The sequence below is a fragment of the Rossellomorea sp. GAMAL-10_SWC genome (assembly GCF_049568075.1).
Lineage (GTDB): Bacteria > Bacillota > Bacilli > Bacillales > Bacillaceae_G > Gottfriedia.
Window position 1 is genome coordinate 2,822,891 of sequence record NZ_CP144911.1, and the last position, 17,580, is coordinate 2,840,470.

The following is a 17,580-nucleotide window of genomic DNA, read 5'->3' on the forward strand; positions in this document are numbered from 1 at the left end:
GGATATTTTTTTTACCACAGGGAATAATGAAAAGGTAAAATTTTGGTAAAGGGGATTTCTGAAATGAGTAATGAGAATAAAGATTTAAATAACAGTGATTTTTTTATTGCAGATTTAACGAATGATGCGAAGAGTAAGATTGAGAATTTGGAAGAGGAATTGGATATTACTTTGGTTGCTTATGATTGTAAGAAGTAAGTTTTAGATAATATGGTAAAACGACTGCTATTAGTTAGTCAGTCGTTTTATTTTGGTAATTGAAGTTATTTTTTTCTTTTACAAAATAGAATCCTGTCCCATTTTCCTGTGGAACAAAACCTTGCTGTGCTGGACTATTTTCAACCATCTTTTGCTCGTTCACAGAAACAGTTGTAATGCTATCTCCACCACCAAATCCCTCAGAATAATTTTGTTTTTCTACAATATGAACACTTTTTGAAGAACCGCTAATTTCATTACTGGCCGGTTTTAAAAAGAAAATCAACAAAAAAACGATTACAATAAAAGTTAAAATTAGAAATAATATTACTCTAAAAAACTTCTCCATTATACTCACCTTTCTTGAAATTACTATTTAAAACCATTTAAACCCCAACATATACTAAGTTAATCCAGAGTGATGATACTAGAATTAAGCTCAAACTAAGACCAATGTTGACCTTTTCTTTCCATCTCCTATCTGATGAAATGATTGAAACCAGAAAACTAAACAAGCTTAAAATAATACTAATGCAATTTAAAATTAAAAATAGATTGAAGTTGTTAAATCCGTTGAAGGTGACATTTAAAATGAAAATTGAGTAACTAAAGATAAGATAGTAGAAACTTTTCAAATTTAACCCATCCCCAAGAAAACATTTTGTATTTTTGATTATATTAACATATTAATTTCTGGTAAAATGTTCTAAATTTGAATAATGTATGAAGTTGAACTAATTATTAACGTTTGTTCCTTAAATTGTAACAATTACTTATAATCTCTTTTATATTAGATGTTATATTGAATTTGATTGAGTACCAATCGGAGCTGGAATCCTACTAATTTAAAAAGGAAAAAAATGAATATGGTTACAAAGATTACCTTAAGTTTAACTATCTTTTTATTTGTGATTGGTGTACTTTATTCTACTAATACGCCTAATAGAGTAATTATTTCAAATGCAGTATGAAAATAAAAAGGAAAATATTACAGTAGCAGCAAAACAATTGTTTGTAGGAAGAGTAGTCGAACAATTAGATACTGAATCAGATGAGGGTGGACCATATAAACCATATAAGGTTGTAGTCGAAAATAATTTAAAAGGTGAATTGGAAGCAAATCAGGAAGTTATAGTTGAACAACGATTGGTTATGAAAGAAGTCACAAAGCTATAAGAAAGATGGCAGTCAATGATGATTTTTTAAGTACTGAAAATTCATAGGTCTTTGCAACTAGTAATATAAAAGAAAAAGAACGATATAGAATAATCGTTCCGTTAAAAGGTAATGTAAAAATTAAGGGTAAAAATGATCGATTTCCAAATGAGGAAATTTTAAAAGAATAAAAAAATGCATTAAAGAAAAACGAATTATGATTAATGCTCCCCCTTAATTATTAAGGATTTTTTTTGTTCACTTAAAGTTTTCCAAAGATCACTTCATTTGATGAAAAATTCATCCAATGCTTCCCTCATCAATTTGTTCGGATAAGAACGTAACTTGTATAAAGGCGTGTCATTAAGATCAAGATTTAAGTGAAGCAAACTAATTATTTCATTATCCTCTACCCTGTGGTAAACATAAGATTCAGCAAGATAAATCATATCACTCATCTGTGAAATAATACTTCGATCACTTGTCGCAGTGTATTGAACTTCACCTAGTTGTTTCATATATTGATCAACTTTCTCAACATCGAATTCATTTGCTAGAAAATTCGTCACAATACTTCTCTTCATTAACTCATCAAATTTGTAAAATCCTTTTTTACTAGACCATACATAACAAAACAATATCTAGTTACATTATTCATTACCAATACACATTTTTTGCGACCAATTTTAAAGATATTAGCATGCCAGCAAAAAAGTTGATTTCATTTGATAAATCTGGTTTCTCTACTTTTATTTTCATTTCATCTGAAAGTTTTTTTGTTAGTTGAATGTACATGAACTCATTTCCTAATTTTTGGATTATCTTTCTATAGATATTTTTAATTATTTGAATAACTTAATTGAACTAATAAAAGAAGAATTACAAAAAAGTGACTATTTAATAGTCACTTCAAACTGTCGACAAACCCAATCATAGATTGGGTTTCTATTCTTTACTAATTAAAATCAACTGTTTTTCTTTTCAGTTTTTAATTGATTTATAATTTGCTCTGCAATTGCATTATATCCAGTTGAATTTGGGTGCACACCATCAGCAGACAAATAATCCAAATGCTTTTCATTAATTACTTTAGTAGTTTCAACCACAATCATATTATCGTACTTACTGGATATTTGATATGATATCAAATTCCATTTTGGTAGCATTTTGTTTGCAACAGAATAAAACTCATTATCTACATGCAACGGGTTATATAACTCTAAAATTAATACAGTAGCATTCGGATTTAATCGATGAATACGACTGGTAATATCAGATAAATTTTGCTTATAATTGTCCGTTAACTCATTGAATGATTTAAATGCTTTATAGTAATCTGTTTCTGTTTTATTAGTGATTTTGAGAATATCATTCCCACCAACATTAACTTAATTCCACTAATTCCATCATTATGAAATTCCACTTGTTTCTGCACGTCTTCGCCAAGTTTATGAGAAAAAATAGAGACAAGATTTTCATTTTCATCTACAACACCCACTCCTCGAATTACCGAATCACCGATTGCTACATGAGTAATTACCTTCTTATCTAAAGATGATATATATTTAATATAATTAGGTTGTTTTACACTTGTATTAGCTCTAACAGTTTGTTTTTTTATCATGTGAATTTGATATTGTGGATAGTAAAACCAAATTATAAAAAAAGCACTAACTAAAACTATTAATAATAGAAAAAACTTAAGGACCTTCATAATCAACTCTCCTTAGATTTTACATTATAACAGAAAAGTAGTAAGTAAAAAATGGTTCCTCCCATCGCAAAGCTAGATCTATTTTGAAATATCCCACTTCCAAACTAATGTGTTTAGTTAAAATAGTATTATCAAGTAATCCATTAAGAGGGATTGCATATGATAATAGTTTGATTATTTACTAAAATAATCCCAAATACTTAAAAATCTTTATTGAATCTTTAATGAAAGTTTTATCTAAAAGCTGATTCAAAAGGAAGCTTTACAGTTAAGATAGCAGCGCAGAAAAAAGACACTACACTTACTGTAACTACAAAGGATGCTGCTGGAAATACTAGTCAAGCGAGTACTTTACAAGTTGTGAGGCATTAAGGTAAATTATAGAGCCAAGGATTAATTCCTTGGTTTTTGTTTTTTAGTCTTAAGGTATTATTTTTAATAAGAATTCATCAATACTTTTCCTATAAGTTTCGTAGAATTCATAAAAATAATTAAGTTGGCCGTCTTTAAAAATATAGATTACTCTTCTATCTTTCTTTTGATATTCTCTAATTTTAATATTGTTTAACATTTTGGTTCTACCCTTTTCCCCGCCTTCGTAATCTATGCTATTTGATGAATGAATACTTATATTTGTCTTATTTGAAAGATGCACATCAATATATGGAGAAAGGAATCCATCATCAATAACATATACATTTTTCACTTCAAATTCGGAAGGAATAAGAATTGTTTGGTTACTATTTAATTTTTTACTTATTTCATTTTTCTCTATTTTAATCATTGTATCCGAGGGTGGTAGCAAAAACATTATGTATAGATACATTATTAAACCGATTACTACAATTGATATACAAGAAAAGAAAATTACCTTTTGCATGATTCTCATACCTCACATCATATTTAAAATAGCTTCACTTGTGAAAATAGTAACATACTTAAAAGCATTTTATTTAAAGCTATTTTGAATTTAATATGAAGGTTTTATAATGAAAAAAGAGCATCCCCGAAAGATACTCTTTTTAGTAAAAAATTATTGTTGTAAGTTCATACTATACAACTTACTCATCTCAAAAATTTGCTCCTGAACTTTATCAATCACTGATTGTGGACTTATAACTTGAGCATCTTTACCCCATGTTAAAATCCAAGTAATCAACCCATCACTAATCGCAGCTTTTGTAGTTAAAATGAAATGTTCCTCATCTACTTTCTGAATATCAGCCTTTAATCCAAATCGGTCTAGTACGACATTTAATAATCCTTTTTTAAACTTGATTTTTACATAATCAGGTTCTCCGGCAAACATATTAAAAACTGTACTCAAATATTCATCAACGTTAAAGCGTTCATCATGAAATTTTTCTTCTGTTCTCTTAACTTTTCTCATTCGGTCTACGCGGAAATGTCTAAGTTGATCATCAGGTAAACTTCTTGTAATTAAGTAATAGTAGTCATTTGACCAAATTACAGCGAGTGGCTTTACTGAGTACTCTTTTCCATCATGGCTTAATTCAAATTTTTTGTTAAAATTGTATCGGCCATATTGAAATGTCAGTAATTTTTTCTCAGCAATGGCTTGATGAATTTGATCGATTGAGAAGTGAATTCGATTGCTTTCACTTTTAATAGCTGTGTCTGGGATAATACCATTGTGCAGTTTTTTTGCTTCGTTTTCACTTGTAAGGTTTTTTAGTTTATCAATAATCTTTTTGGTTTCTTGTTTGTTTAAAAATCTGGAAGCTGTAACAGCATCTACTAATAAACGGAGTTCATGCAATTCAAATAGTCTTTCTTGGTGACTATATGTAGTTGCCTTACCATCTGAAGCGTTTTCAATTACATCAAAACCAACATCTACTAATACTGAGATATCTTTTAAAAATGTATTTTTACTATACGAAAAGTCCTCTTCTCCTGCTGCTAATCTCTTTTTTATTTCATCAAACGTAAACTCACGATCAATATCTGTTTTACTTTCTAGTAGTTTCATTAGTTTATAGAAACGTTCTCTGTTTTCCATGGATTCCTCCGTTTATTAGTAAAATTCATAGGATGTATTTAATATGTAACTTAATCTAATTTTAATTTTAACATAATTAATTGGTAAAATTTATGGTTAAAAAATACTAGTCTATTATTACTAGAAAAGTACCCTATAGAGTAGCTTATATTAGCTGTCTACTCTATAGGGTACTTTTTAATCAGCGTAGTCCTTATAAATTGTAACAAACTCCCTTTGGGCTATTATTAAGTCTCTTGGAGATTTTAAATCTGTTAGTGTAATTTCGCGTTTATGGTTAATTGGTAAGTCTTCTTCTGAATTCAATGAAGCGAAATATTCTATTACGCCACTCTCATTAACAGCCTCTTTAATGTATTCATATAAAATCTTCAAACATTTATCACCTTCTGGAGAAATCCGTTTTTCTCCTTTCATTGGAACTTGTTGAGACATCAAACATACTTGATGCTTAAATTGGGAGTGTTTAGAGAAACTAAAAATCTTTTTTTCCTCTAGATCATAATTCCTTTCAATATATAGATGTGTAAAATCTAGTTCATTTGCATAAACATTAGGAGAAATAGGATTTTTACCAAAGGAACCTTCTTTCAGTCGCATTGGTGAAGAAATATAATGATATTGTGTCATGAATAGAGCCTCCTTTTCTAATTAACTGGTCCGCCATAGAAAGCGTGCGATTTCAGAGTACGCATTGGCAACGTTATTGATAATAATAACTTTTTTTAGGTTTCCCCTTTATTTTGTCGACCTGATATATTTTCTGCCCTCCTATATCATTGAGTACATATGATTAAAGTATATTTAGTTAATAAGTTATTTTATTAGTTTCATAACTCAAAAAATAATTAGAAAGACTTCCTAAGCGTTCTAATAAAGCTGAAAAGGAAATAACCAATGTTATAAAACGTAAAAAGGGCAATATATACAGAGTATATATTGCCCTTTAAGTATTCATTAATTTAATATCACTATTATAATCTTAAAATATTTAAATGTCAAATCTTTTTATCAAATCAACTTCTATTGCGACTTTGCCTTTTGGATTTTCCAAAACCGTAAATTTAACAGTATCTCCTACTGCCGGAGAATCATATTTAATGGATGAAACATTAAAATAATGAGAACCATATCCATTATCTATAAATCCAAATCCACCTTGTTTTTTTATTATCATTCCCTCATTTGGAACATTTATAGCTCTTGCATATTGTTTATATTTTATAGATATCTTTTTAATCATATCTAGTAATTCAGCTTTAACATTATGAGGATTTTTAGATAGATTATTATAAATAACACTAAAATCCCCTATATATTGACTAGTATCTATTAATAAATCATAATGTTTCCTAACACTTTCTTCTAAGCATTCTATTGCCTCTTGGTAATGGTGAATAAATGATAAATCCGATAAAATCTTTGAAAATACTCTAGCAGTCTTATGATCAATATTATCGAGTAACTCAATTTGCTCTATACCTTTTTTATAAAGTGAAACCTTTAATGTGGAATCCCTATAATCAATTGGCTCACCCATTCTACGGTACACCTCTGCAAACCACGATATATACTGATTCTTATGTTTATCAGAAGAAATATCTTTAAAGTCAATATCCTTAAAAGTGTTTTCCGCCTCAGGATACTCTCCTAAGTATGTTAAAATTCTGGCTTTTTGCATCCTTATTACTAAATTTCCAGGATTCAACTTATCAGCCTCGATAATTAAATTTTTAGCTTCTTCATAATCAGGCATCTTCACAGTATAAAAATAACTAAATAAATATAGTACAGAAGCTTTTTCTTTGTTATTTTTACACATTTCAACTGCTATTCTATAATTTTCAATTGCATTGTACCAATTCTCATTTTCAGCAGATATAAACGCTTTTATTTTATATACTTCAAAATAGTCAGGTGCAATACTTAAAGCCTTATCCAAGGATTTAAAAGACTCGTCCCAGTTATCATTTGCACTATATTCCAATGCCTTCATTAGATGAAAAGATGCTATTCTTGAATTCGGGTTATCCAGGTTACGATAAAGGGATTTTGGATTAAATGGATCCACTTCATTTTTCACCTTTATTTCTTGCATTAAAGCATTTAATTTTTTCCTTTTTTCTGCTATCTCTTTAATAAACTCATTAGTTGGTGGATTACTTTTCGAAAGGAAGTCTTTAGCCATTTGGTTCATTGAATACTCTCCTTTTGTAATCGCCAATAAGCTAGTAGAAATAAGATTATTTAATCCTAACATTAATGGTGCTTCTTCCATCGAAATAAAGAAATCAATTTCTCCGTAACTTAAATTTTTCCCTTCAACTAAAAAAAGTTTCAAGATTTTTTTCTCTTCTTCTGATAATTTCTCAACTACATTGGACATACAAAATTCGATTAAACTTTCTTTATTTGCTAAAATAGATTTCTCATCAATTCCCTTTGCTATACTAGATAGAAACCATTTAATTGATAGGGGACTTTGATATAGATAATCTTTTATCAATGTCTTTAACTCGTTTTCTGGACGTTTATGAACATCTAAATTATAATAATTTGACAGTAATCTAAAATATGTAAGAGAATCTTGAGCATCTAATCCATTTAAAGTGTATCTATTTTCTAATTCTCTAATTCCATGTCTTGATGTAATTAATACTTTTGAGTTTTCAGGAATTGACTTTAAAAATTCCACGATATCTGTAGTATTTAATGTTTCAAGATTATCTAAAACTAATAAAGTCTTAAAGTTCTCCATGAAATTTAAAATATTACTAACTGCACTTTCATTTTCCTTAACAACCAATGATTCTAGTGTATCATAGACATCCGATAAATCTTTAATAGCATTTTTTATGTTGCTAAACTCACCTTGGGATAGAGTTCTCGTTTTTAATGATATCCATAGGATTGCTTCGAATGGATTATCATGAGCATCAATTAATTCAAACAATACTTTTACAGCCGTGGCAGTTTTACCTAACCCGCCGTTACCCACAATTGAAATAATTTGATTCTTTCCGTCCTTAAGCAGATTTAGAATATCCTTTAACTCATTTTTCCTACCAATAAAACCCGTATCATCAAATTCCGGAATCGGTAAATTGTGGTATACATGAGTATCTCTTTCATATTTATTAATTGAGGATCGTAAATAAATTTCGTGGGGCCTAGTTAAAATAATATCATGTGTTTTGTTTAACTGACTCCATTCTATAAATGGAAGTTCAACCCCTATTCTTTGAGCTACTTCGGTTAAAACTGAACGGTCTCCTATTTCTAAAGGTCTAGTGTGCATAACTCTGTTCCTAATAGGAATAATTTTATCGAAGTAAGATTTTAATAAATCTCTTCTTTCGACTCCAAGTTTAAATTCAAAAGCATTTGAATATAATATTGAAATTAAATCTCCCATATCTAATTCTACTAGTAGATTATAATTATTTGAATCATATGGTCCAACTAGCAATTTATTCCTACCAACAGCTTTAGATACTAAATCTTGATGTAATTCTAAATGATTCGACCCTTCAACTATAAATTTTCTTAAGTCGAATTCTAAAGAAGTACAAACAGCGAACATTAGAATCCTAGTATTTAAATTCAATTCTTTCATCTGCCTCACACCACCCAAAAAAGTCATGATAATTTTTTAAAATTTAAACTTTAAACTTCAAATTAAATGTAAAAATTACAATTAATTTTTTCCCTGCCCAACCCCATCTTAAATTGCCCTCCCCTTGATAACATCATTATAATTTTATTTCTCCCAAAAAGTTGTATTTGGATAATAATACTAATTCTATTACATTTATAAGTAAATACATAGAATTACTTTTTAACCAAATGTGTATAGTTCCCTTCTTAACTCTAGAGAAGTACGACCCAACTTCTTTTTTCGAGTTATTGTTCTCTAATAATGATGTTAATACCGGTTACATCAGACACTCTTAAATTAAGAATGTCTGAAATTCGTATACCTGTATAAATCCCATGAGGAATTTCATATAATTACGATCACTTTCAGATTCTATTTGGAGGTTGAAAAATATAAGTTTGTGTAATGCTAGGAAAGTCTATTTCGCCGGTAAAAACAAAAATATCTATACTTTTCAAACTCTGATTCTACTTTTATTTTCGCTACCTTTTCATTAACTTTGGGTAGATCAGAGTCTAGCTGCAAGAATTATATTGTCTCACTTTTTTGACTAATCATTTACCTCTATTTTAACGACACTTCCAATAGTCTTCATCGAATAATACCCCGTTTTTTTTATTTTTAAATAAAATACTTTTGCATCTAGTGCGAAAGTCCTCGTCCAAAAAGACTAAAAACGAAATAAACGTGATATCGAAATGTAAACAAGCATACACATAAAATATTGATTCCCAAAATTCCCCATTTTACATATTCAATAAAACTGTACAGGAGGTTAGGAATGATTGAATTTAAACAAGTAAATAAGTTTTATGGCGATTTTCAAGTCTTGAAAGATATTAATCTCACAATCAATAAAGGTGAAGTTGTTGTGGTGATTGGGCCATCTGGTTCTGGTAAGAGTACTTTGTTACGTTGTATCAATCATCTGGAAGCAATTAATGATGGGACACTTACAGTTAGTAGGATTTCTGTTGGGGATAAAAAAACAGATCTTAATAAGTTAAGACGCAATATTGGAATGGTTTTTCAGCATTTTTATTTGTATCCGCACAAAACTGTGCTTGAGAATATCACTCTCGCTCCAATGAAAGCACTGGGTCAATCTAGAGAAGAGGCTGATGAAACAGCCAAACATTTTCTTGAAAAGGTAGGCATTTTAGAGAAGGCGAAATCTTATCCTTCCCAACTTTCTGGTGGTCAGCAACAACGTGTGGCAATTGCTCGGGGACTTGCGATGAAACCGGATATTATGCTTTTTGATGAACCTACTTCAGCACTTGATCCTGAAATGATTGGTGAAGTGCTAGATGTTATGAAGACTCTTGCTAGGGAAGGCATGACGATGGTTGTCGTGACTCATGAGATGGGATTTGCTAGAGAAGTTGCCGACCGAATCGTCTTTATGGACGAGGGTCGCATATTAGAAGAAGCAACTCCGGCTGAGTTTTATGAGAACCCGCGTGAAGAACGGGCTCGCTTATTTCTCAGTCGTATATTAAATCATTAATTAATAGGAGGTAATGGAATGTTTCTAAAAAAATTCATGAAAATGGCATTAGTTTCAACTACGGCCGCCTTAGTTCTTGCAGGTTGTGGTGGTAAGGATGATTCGAAAAGCAAAGATGCTCTTGCACGTATTAAGGATGATAAGAAAATCGTATTTGGCGTAAAATATGACACACGCTTATTTGGATTGAAAAATCCATCAACAGGTAAAGTAGAAGGATTTGATATTGACCTTTCTAAAGCACTGACAAAAGAAATGTTTGGCAATGATGTTAAACCTGAGTACATAGAGGTTACGTCAAAAACTAGGGTTGGTCTCTTAAATAATGGGAAAGTTGATGCGGTAGTCGCTACAATGACCATTAATGAAGAACGTAAAAAAGAAGTAGATTTTACTGATGTTTACTTTAATGCCGGACAATCTTTACTTGTGAAAAAAGGCAGTAAGGTTCATGGACTTGCTGACTTGAAAAAAGGGACAAAAGTGCTTGCTGTTAAAGGGTCCACCTCTGCTGTAAATATTCGTCAGAAAGCTCCTGATACAACAGTACTTGAATTCGAAAACTATGCTGAAGCTTTTACAGCCTTAAAAGCAGGTAAAGGTGATGCCTTAACTACTGATGATTCAATCCTTTATGGTATGAAAGAAGAGGATCCTTCATTTGATTTAGTAGGTGGAACTTTTACCCAAGAGCCTTATGGAATCGCCGTTAAAAAAGGCAATAAAGATCTTGTCGACGCATTAAATAAAGCATTAAAAAGCCTGAAAGATTCAGGTAAATACGATGAAATTAAGAATAAATGGATTAAAAAATAATTGTTGATATTATCGTTGGGATCCGCAGAGTCCGTAATTTACGGACCTGCTTTTCCTGATAATTAGGAGGAAATCCTTTGATTGATTTCTCGATACTAACAGATCATATGGAGTATTTTTTAGAAGGATTAAGAGTCACCATTTTAACTAGTTTAATTGCTCTATTATGTAGCTTTATTTTAGGAACAATCATTGCTGTTATGCGAATTGCTCCAATTAAACCGCTTAACTGGTTAGGTTCGGTATATGTTGAATTTATCCGTAACATCCCTGTACTTGTTGTAGTATTTTTCACTTACTTAGCTGGAAGCTTTAGTGGAATGGTTGCAGGAACGATTGGATTAACCATCTATACAGCAGCCTTCATTGCCGAGGCAATTCGTGCCGGTATTCTTTCTGTTCCAAAAGGACAAATGGAAGCCGCTCGCTCGACAGGTTTGAGTTACGGACAGGCAATGAGATTAATTATACTTCCCCAGTCGATAAAAATCGTCATCCCTCCTCTTGGCAATCAATTTCTAAATCTAGTAAAAAATTCATCTTTATTAGCAGTCGTAGCTGGTGGAGATCTAATGTATCAAGGCGATCTAATATCTGCAATGACATACGTAACGTTTGATACTTATATATTCGTAGCCTTATTTTACTTAGTCTTAACGATTCCTTTAAGTGTTGGTGTCGGATATTTAGAAAAACGCTTGGCTAGAAGTAATTGAGGAGGTGGATGAATGGATTTTTTGCAACCGTTCGCTGATGTATATACACTAGATCATATCAAGTTTTTACTAGAAGGATTTTGGGTCACCCTTAAGGTCGCTGCCATTTCAATTGTACTAAGTTTCATTATTGGAGGACTTATTGGTACGCTTAGATATACGAAGATTCCTGTTGTTACTCAATTACTTGCCGCGATTGTTGAGACGATTCGAAACTTGCCTTTACTACTGATTATTTTCTTTACGTATTTCGCCCTACCAGAAATAGGGATTGAAATGAAAATAACGACAGCTGCCATCGCCGCATTAACGGTTTTTGAATCAGCTATGATTTCGGAAATTATTCGAAGTGGACTAAACTCAATCGAAAAAGGACAAATTGAAGCAGCTCGTGCGTCCGGCCTCAATTACACTCAAACATTACGTTATATTGTCTTGCCTCAAGCATTGAGACGGATGGTTCCGCCGATTGTTAGTCAGTTTATTTCTTTACTGAAAGATACATCGCTAGCTGTCGTTATTGCATTGCCGGATTTATTGCATAATGGACAGATTATTTATGCGCAGAAGGAATCTTATGTGATCCCTGTTATGGTGATGGTTTCGTTGATGTATTTTATTGTTAATTATGTTTTGTCATTGGTTGCGCGTAGATTGGAAATTAAGCAGTCATGAGAAATCTGGTTCATTTATTGGGCCGGATTTTTTGAAGTAATTTTCCACATCATGCCATGCATTTAATCACAATTTAATTTTATTTATTCATCTTGTGTACACCGATCTCTTTTGAGTGATTTGCTATATCACCTACTTAATCTAGTAACCTATAAATGCGATAAACCAATAGCTATTAAAACAATATCTTTACATAGTAACTAATTACTATAATGAAATTTCATAGTTTATTCACAATATAAAATAACTATAAATGAATTTTCAGTTAAAATTAACTTATCTTTTATAGGGGAGAATATATTATGAAAAAGAAAAAAAAGATAATGATTCCTTTATTAATAGCTACTGTATTAATAATCACTTCGTACACTTATGTAAAAGTAAAACTGCATTTAACAAAAAATGCAGTTGAGGAATATCTTATTAAGGAAAAAAGTATAAAAAAACAGGAGATAGAAGAACTTCATCCAGTTTTTGATTGGATTAAATCATCAGGTGATCGAAAATGGTCAGTTCGTGTGAAAATAAAAGGCGATAATGATTATTATGGTTATTATAAAGATAGTAAAAAAAATAAAATAATATTAGATCCACTTAGATAATAAAAAGCATCGTATGTTTAAACGAATTATCCTCTTTAAAAGTCTCTTTACCACATCATTCAGTTCTTATTTATTCATCTTGTGATAGATGATTTAATGACTCTATTCTTAATTTTGTTAAACTAATTGGATTTTCACTATTAGCATTTATCAACCATTGATAAACAGGTATCATCTTCCTATCATGTTCCCAACTATTCTCATATAGCTCTAAAACCTCATTTGCAACAAAAAAATCTACTTTAAAATTTACACTTGGTTTTAATTCAATAAACCTTTCTGCAAGTTCTATTAATGCATCTTGTTTTTCTTCAGTAATATTATCAAAAGTATAAATTCTCGCAAAAATAAGATTTCGATCATCATCCCAGTCTTTTAAAAATACAGGATGTAAATCTTTAAAATCATTAGGTGTACCTGCTCTACGAACGTCTTCTAGTACCATATAGCCAATTTTTTCATAATATCCCTTTTTTATTTCGTTTATTATAAAAATCATATGATTTTTAAAGTTCAATTCTAATTGTAATAGAAATTGATATTTTACCAATACAACACTCCTTCTTACATAAGTAGTAACAGAGCAACAAGTTAAAAATATATATCTAGATTTACATTACTGACTACTGCTAATTTATAATATAATTATATATAAAATTTTACTAACTTGTGAAAAAGTTAACATAACAAGTTTTACTAAACTGAGTAAAAGTTTTTACTCTCCATTTGAAATTTCTTAATACCACATATATAATTTCAAAATTACATTCTACCAATTAATACGATTAAAAACGCACCTAACCCTAAAGATATAAGTAGTATTATACTTGAAATCATTATCATGTAAGTTTGTTTTCTAATTAAACCAATAACTAATGAAAATAATGAAAAAAGAAACATAAAAATAATAATAATTGAAATGCCCATAATTTTTCTCCTTGACTTAATATTTAGTTAGAATCATTTGAAATACTTTCTCTTTATAGATAATGAAAGTCAATTTTACATTTCTCTCTTTATCAAGATACTTTATCGTTTCACCTATTTCTTCAAACGAGTGAATGTAGTTATTACCGTACTTATCTATAATAGTAGATATATCATCTCCTATTCCAATACCTCTAAAAGTTTTTAGTCTAGAATCTTCAGAAACAATACTATTAATTTTATTGTTTATAGTTCCTATATATAATTTCTTAAATTGATAGTTTCTATCATTTTCAACAGTAAGTATTACTGCCATATCTGTGTGTTTAACTGTACTACCATATTTACTTTTTAGATCTATCAATAGTTCAGGTGTAACTTGTTTATCAATCATAATTTCATTCATTCCTTCACTTTTTAGTGAAGTACTTTTTAGTAAAGTATTTTTTACTAAAATAGAAGTACGTTCAACAAGGAAAAAACCTATTAATAGCAATACAATAATTCCAAATAGTGCAATAATATATTTCCAGGGGAGAATTTTAAAAAATATGTTCCCTAGAATAAGTAATAAAATTAAAACTAAGACTTTTAATATCATTTTTATTCCCCCAAACTTTTACGAAATGTAGGTATTCCATGACCCTTAAATGTATTAAAACCATTTTCATTATTTGTCATTTCAATTAATTTAGCGTATACCATAGAAGGGGTAATATATTGGAATTCCTCTAACAATCTACTTACTATTCCAGTCATAGCTGCAGCCGCATACGAAGTACCCTGTTTAAAATTTTTTCCTGATTCATAAAAGACACCAGGTAACACAAAATCTAAGTCATCGCCATAATTTGAATACACCCATTTTTTTCCATTAGAGTCCACTGCTCCAACCCCTATTACAAACTGAGAGGAAGCTGGATATTCAAGAAAACTTTTGCCTTGATTTCCAGATGCTGCAATCATTAAAATTCCTTTTTTATTTGCTAGTTGTATTAGCGAATTTATTTCTTTATTACTTCTCTCGAAACCCAAACTCATATTAATTATGTCCACATTTTTTTCTATTGCCCATTTAATTCCCATTAAGAGTTCATCAATATCAACCATTCCACTAGCAGAAGCAACTGACGCACAATAAAGTGAAATATTTGGTGAAATTGAAAGAATTGTTGATATGACTTCATCTGCATGAAATGTCTTTTCAACCTGAATATTTTTATTATTATAATGAGAAGAACATTTTTTTTTACTTTGGATAGTATCTAATACAGCAACTTTCACTCCTAATCCATCAAATTTGTTATTGTTAGTTGATAAATAATTATTAATCCAATTCTTATCTGATATGTAATTATAAGAATCTTGATTAACATTATTTTTGGTATAAGTTTTTTCTTTTAAATTATTTAAACTGAAATTAATATAATATCTCGTAAATAAAATAATCGTAAATAAAGTTAAAACAGTATAGATTATCCATTTCATCATTCTTATAATTTCACCTTATATTTTCCTTTCAATAGATTTATTAGCTCAATTTTCTCTTTATATATATTTTTAGTTATATAGTAATCAATGATTTCATCTTTATCATTCTCTAAAGATTTGGATTGACTATTAATAATATTTTCTAAGATAATTATCGCATGACTTCCTTCATCATCATTTATTTGATTTTTATGTGAATCTTTTGTATGTGCACTTGAATTAAAATTATAATTATGCGTATGAATGTAATCCATTGGTCTTAACTGCGAGAGTTCTTCAGTTAGCGGATTATCCTGTTTAATTGCCTGGTTTTGAAAATGAATATTATACTTTGCTTCTATTTCTTTAACCGATATTCCTAACGCTAAATCATTTTCAATTTTTTTTAATTTATTTTGACTTTTATCTGTATGCACTTTCACTTGATATTCTGTTAATATAGAATTATTTTTTTCTTTATTCCAAAACTCATATAGCTCCTCTTCTGTAACTGTGTCCTTCTTAATAATTAATAATGTAAAATAAAAAAACTTAATTTTCTCTCTCAATTTGCTATCAATTGACTTGTCTTTTAACTCAATATTATTAACTAAAGAATAGTATTTTTTTGCTTTTTTAAATTCTTCTTTATTTAATCCTTTATACCCCCGTCTTTCAATTTCTTCTTGTATTAACATTTCATTAACTTTCCGTTTAATCGTTATATCCTTATATAATTCATTTAATGACATTTGTAATTCCTTTTCAGATAATTCACGTTTATTTACTTGAGCAACTACTTTTTTATTATGTGAATAATCTTTAATCCAATAAAAAAATAAAAATAAAAATATAATTGAAAACATTAATAATACACTTAATTTTAGATATTTCATAAAGTCTTTTGCTCCCTTAATAACTTATATAAAAAGAGAACTTAAGGCTAACCCCTAGTTCTCTTACAACCTAGTTTGATGGGCTAAAAAAACCTGTATGTCTGTGGTATTTTCTAGAGTGACCTACCTTACTAAGAACTGAGCATCTTCCTTTGTTATTAGAAGTATTGAGTGAACAATAACGTTTACTTATTATTTTTGCATAATCACTTAAACAATGATCATAAAAAATTAATGCCACGGCACAATCACTTTGAACAAAGTTTTTTGCTGCTAGGATAGGGTGCTCAAATTTATCATAATATTTCCCATCACCTAAATAACCATTGAATCTATTACAATGAACTATAGATCCACGAGGATAGGTTTTACCTCCTAATACTCTTCCTGTATTATCTGATGAATTATCTGCTGTATTACTATGTTCATGTTCTTCTTTACCCATTTCAGCAATTATTTCATCTAGGTATATGTCTTGGACTACCTCAGTAATGGAGGCTCTGTCTACTTCAACTAGATAAGTATCCATTTCATTTCCAACTGAATTTATTCGTATTTCAATTTCCTCATCTTGTTTATCAGTTACCGGTATCACTACACTACCTTTACTAGATGTTTGATAAACATCATCACCATATTCAACAGTCACATTTTCTTGTTTTGCCTCTTTAATAAAATAGTCTCCTTCAACGATCCAACCTGCACTCTCATAAATCTCTTTCAACTCCTCAATCTCTTCTGGAGTACCCCCTTCTTTTGGAATCTCTAAATAAAGATTTTGTTTTACATTTAGGACTACATTTTCATCTAAAATTTTATCAGTTGAGGCAAAACTAACAGTAGGCGAAAAGCTGAACATAAAAATAGCCATAAAAATAATTTTAATTTTCCTCATCATTTGCTCCTTTTTAAACATATTTTTTAAAACTGTAAGTTGTTAAATGTCGTAGATTGTCCAATTTGAACTAAAAATAATGTGGCTCTTAGAATTGTTTATTTTTCATGATCATCACTCCTTATTAATAAGTAAGTAAATAGTAGTATAATTTTTAGTAAAATTTACTAGCTTGTGAAAATATTAACATACTAGATTCTATTAAACTCATTATCAATGTGACAAATAAATGAAGATTTTGGAAATAAAAAAATGCAGTCCTCAAAATTTTGAAGACTGCATTTTTACTTTAAAATAGTATTGATCACTGTAGCCAAACTCGATT

Annotated in this window: 21 protein-coding genes and 2 pseudogenes; 8 read left to right on the forward strand and 15 right to left on the reverse strand. The window is 29.7% G+C overall.

Annotated features, from left to right (window positions below):
• Nucleotides 1-63: 63 nt before the first annotated feature.
• Entirely contained in the window at nt 64-198 is a 135-nt protein-coding gene (locus tag V5E38_RS14130; RefSeq protein ID WP_286133442.1) for a hypothetical protein, read from the forward strand.
• Nucleotides 199-232: 34 nt separating this feature from the next.
• Here V5E38_RS14130 and V5E38_RS14135 read toward each other — a convergent pair whose 3' ends face one another.
• A complete protein-coding gene (locus tag V5E38_RS14135; protein WP_499210472.1) occupies nt 233-547 on the reverse strand; it encodes a hypothetical protein in 315 nt (104 codons plus the stop codon).
• A gap of 611 nt (nt 548-1,158) precedes the next feature.
• On the opposite strand from V5E38_RS14135, the gene V5E38_RS14140 reads away from it, so the two are divergent.
• Nucleotides 1,159-1,374: a hypothetical protein gene (locus tag V5E38_RS14140; protein WP_499210473.1), complete on the forward strand. Its 216-nt coding sequence runs from the start codon at nt 1,159-1,161 to the stop codon at nt 1,372-1,374.
• Between the two features lie 263 nt (nt 1,375-1,637).
• Here V5E38_RS14140 and V5E38_RS14145 read toward each other — a convergent pair.
• The 4 genes and pseudogenes from V5E38_RS14145 to V5E38_RS14160 all read right to left on the reverse strand — a co-directional run bounded on the left by V5E38_RS14145 (nt 1,638) and on the right by V5E38_RS14160 (nt 3,067).
• Nucleotides 1,638-2,017: pseudogene (locus tag V5E38_RS14145) on the reverse strand (DUF6933 domain-containing protein).
• A complete protein-coding gene (locus tag V5E38_RS14150; RefSeq protein WP_499210474.1) occupies nt 2,011-2,148 on the reverse strand; it encodes a hypothetical protein in 138 nt (45 codons plus the stop codon). The pseudogene V5E38_RS14145 and the gene V5E38_RS14150 overlap by 7 nt, the downstream one beginning before the upstream one ends.
• 170 nt (nt 2,149-2,318) lie before the next feature.
• Nucleotides 2,319-2,720, reverse strand: a complete 402-nt coding sequence (locus tag V5E38_RS14155; protein WP_499213582.1) for an SGNH/GDSL hydrolase family protein — start codon at nt 2,718-2,720, stop codon at nt 2,319-2,321.
• Nucleotides 2,654-3,067 carry an SGNH/GDSL hydrolase family protein gene (locus V5E38_RS14160; protein WP_499210475.1) on the reverse strand — a complete coding sequence of 138 codons (414 nt, stop codon included), beginning with the start codon at nt 3,065-3,067 and terminating at the stop codon, nt 2,654-2,656. The genes V5E38_RS14155 and V5E38_RS14160 overlap by 67 nt, the downstream gene beginning before the upstream one ends.
• Nucleotides 3,068-3,319: 252 nt before the next feature.
• On the opposite strand from V5E38_RS14160, the pseudogene V5E38_RS14165 reads away from it, so the two are divergent.
• A pseudogene (locus V5E38_RS14165) lies at nt 3,320-3,439 on the forward strand (Ig-like domain-containing protein); the annotation flags it as partial.
• A gap of 49 nt (nt 3,440-3,488) precedes the next feature.
• Here the strand turns inward: V5E38_RS14165 and V5E38_RS14170 are convergent.
• From V5E38_RS14170 to V5E38_RS14185, 4 genes are all read right to left on the reverse strand, one after another.
• On the reverse strand, nt 3,489-3,947 hold the full coding sequence (locus V5E38_RS14170) for a hypothetical protein (protein WP_499210476.1): 459 nt from the start codon (nt 3,945-3,947) through the stop codon (nt 3,489-3,491).
• 153 nt (nt 3,948-4,100) lie between these two features.
• Complete coding sequence (locus V5E38_RS14175; RefSeq protein ID WP_499210477.1) at nt 4,101-5,090, reverse strand: helix-turn-helix transcriptional regulator; 990 nt, start codon at nt 5,088-5,090, stop codon at nt 4,101-4,103.
• Nucleotides 5,091-5,267: 177 nt separating this feature from the next.
• Nucleotides 5,268-5,720: a hypothetical protein gene (locus tag V5E38_RS14180; RefSeq protein WP_499210478.1), complete on the reverse strand. Its 453-nt coding sequence runs from the start codon at nt 5,718-5,720 to the stop codon at nt 5,268-5,270.
• Between the two features lie 361 nt (nt 5,721-6,081).
• Nucleotides 6,082-8,706 (reverse strand): NB-ARC domain-containing protein, encoded by a 2,625-nt coding sequence (locus V5E38_RS14185; RefSeq protein ID WP_499210479.1) that lies wholly within the window; start codon nt 8,704-8,706, stop codon nt 6,082-6,084.
• Nucleotides 8,707-9,529: 823 nt separating this feature from the next.
• Here V5E38_RS14185 and V5E38_RS14190 point away from each other — a divergent pair.
• The 5 genes from V5E38_RS14190 (at nt 9,530) to V5E38_RS14210 (ending at nt 13,067) form a co-directional block, all read left to right on the forward strand.
• A complete protein-coding gene (locus V5E38_RS14190) occupies nt 9,530-10,258 on the forward strand; it encodes an amino acid ABC transporter ATP-binding protein (RefSeq protein WP_499210480.1) in 729 nt (242 codons plus the stop codon).
• Nucleotides 10,259-10,276: 18 nt separating this feature from the next.
• Nucleotides 10,277-11,074, forward strand: a complete 798-nt coding sequence (locus tag V5E38_RS14195; protein ID WP_499210481.1) for a type 2 periplasmic-binding domain-containing protein — start codon at nt 10,277-10,279, stop codon at nt 11,072-11,074.
• 77 nt (nt 11,075-11,151) lie between these two features.
• Nucleotides 11,152-11,790, forward strand: a complete 639-nt coding sequence (locus tag V5E38_RS14200) for an amino acid ABC transporter permease (protein WP_499210482.1) — start codon at nt 11,152-11,154, stop codon at nt 11,788-11,790.
• Nucleotides 11,791-11,802: 12 nt separating this feature from the next.
• Nucleotides 11,803-12,465 carry an amino acid ABC transporter permease gene (locus V5E38_RS14205; protein WP_499210483.1) on the forward strand — a complete coding sequence of 221 codons (663 nt, stop codon included), beginning with the start codon at nt 11,803-11,805 and terminating at the stop codon, nt 12,463-12,465.
• Between the two features lie 302 nt (nt 12,466-12,767).
• Nucleotides 12,768-13,067, forward strand: coding sequence for a hypothetical protein (locus tag V5E38_RS14210; RefSeq protein WP_499210484.1), 300 nt, complete (start codon nt 12,768-12,770; stop codon nt 13,065-13,067).
• Between the two features lie 70 nt (nt 13,068-13,137).
• Here V5E38_RS14210 and V5E38_RS14215 read toward each other — a convergent pair whose 3' ends face one another.
• The 6 genes from V5E38_RS14215 to V5E38_RS14240 form a co-directional block, all read right to left on the reverse strand.
• The gene (locus V5E38_RS14215) at nt 13,138-13,617 is read right to left on the reverse strand and encodes a hypothetical protein (protein ID WP_499210485.1); all 480 of its coding nucleotides are present in this window, start codon (nt 13,615-13,617) and stop codon (nt 13,138-13,140) included.
• Nucleotides 13,618-13,829: 212 nt separating this feature from the next.
• On the reverse strand, nt 13,830-13,994 hold the full coding sequence (locus V5E38_RS14220; protein WP_499210486.1) for a hypothetical protein: 165 nt from the start codon (nt 13,992-13,994) through the stop codon (nt 13,830-13,832).
• A 16-nt stretch (nt 13,995-14,010) separates the two neighbouring features.
• Nucleotides 14,011-14,595 (reverse strand): hypothetical protein, encoded by a 585-nt coding sequence (locus tag V5E38_RS14225; RefSeq protein WP_499210487.1) that lies wholly within the window; start codon nt 14,593-14,595, stop codon nt 14,011-14,013.
• A 2-nt stretch (nt 14,596-14,597) separates the two neighbouring features.
• Nucleotides 14,598-15,485, reverse strand: coding sequence for a S8 family peptidase (locus V5E38_RS14230; protein WP_499210488.1), 888 nt, complete (start codon nt 15,483-15,485; stop codon nt 14,598-14,600).
• Nucleotides 15,486-15,487: 2 nt separating this feature from the next.
• Nucleotides 15,488-16,360 carry a hypothetical protein gene (locus V5E38_RS14235; RefSeq protein WP_499210489.1) on the reverse strand — a complete coding sequence of 291 codons (873 nt, stop codon included), beginning with the start codon at nt 16,358-16,360 and terminating at the stop codon, nt 15,488-15,490.
• A gap of 70 nt (nt 16,361-16,430) precedes the next feature.
• Nucleotides 16,431-17,255 carry a hypothetical protein gene (locus tag V5E38_RS14240; protein WP_499210490.1) on the reverse strand — a complete coding sequence of 275 codons (825 nt, stop codon included), beginning with the start codon at nt 17,253-17,255 and terminating at the stop codon, nt 16,431-16,433.
• Between the last annotated feature and the right edge of the window lie 325 nt (nt 17,256-17,580).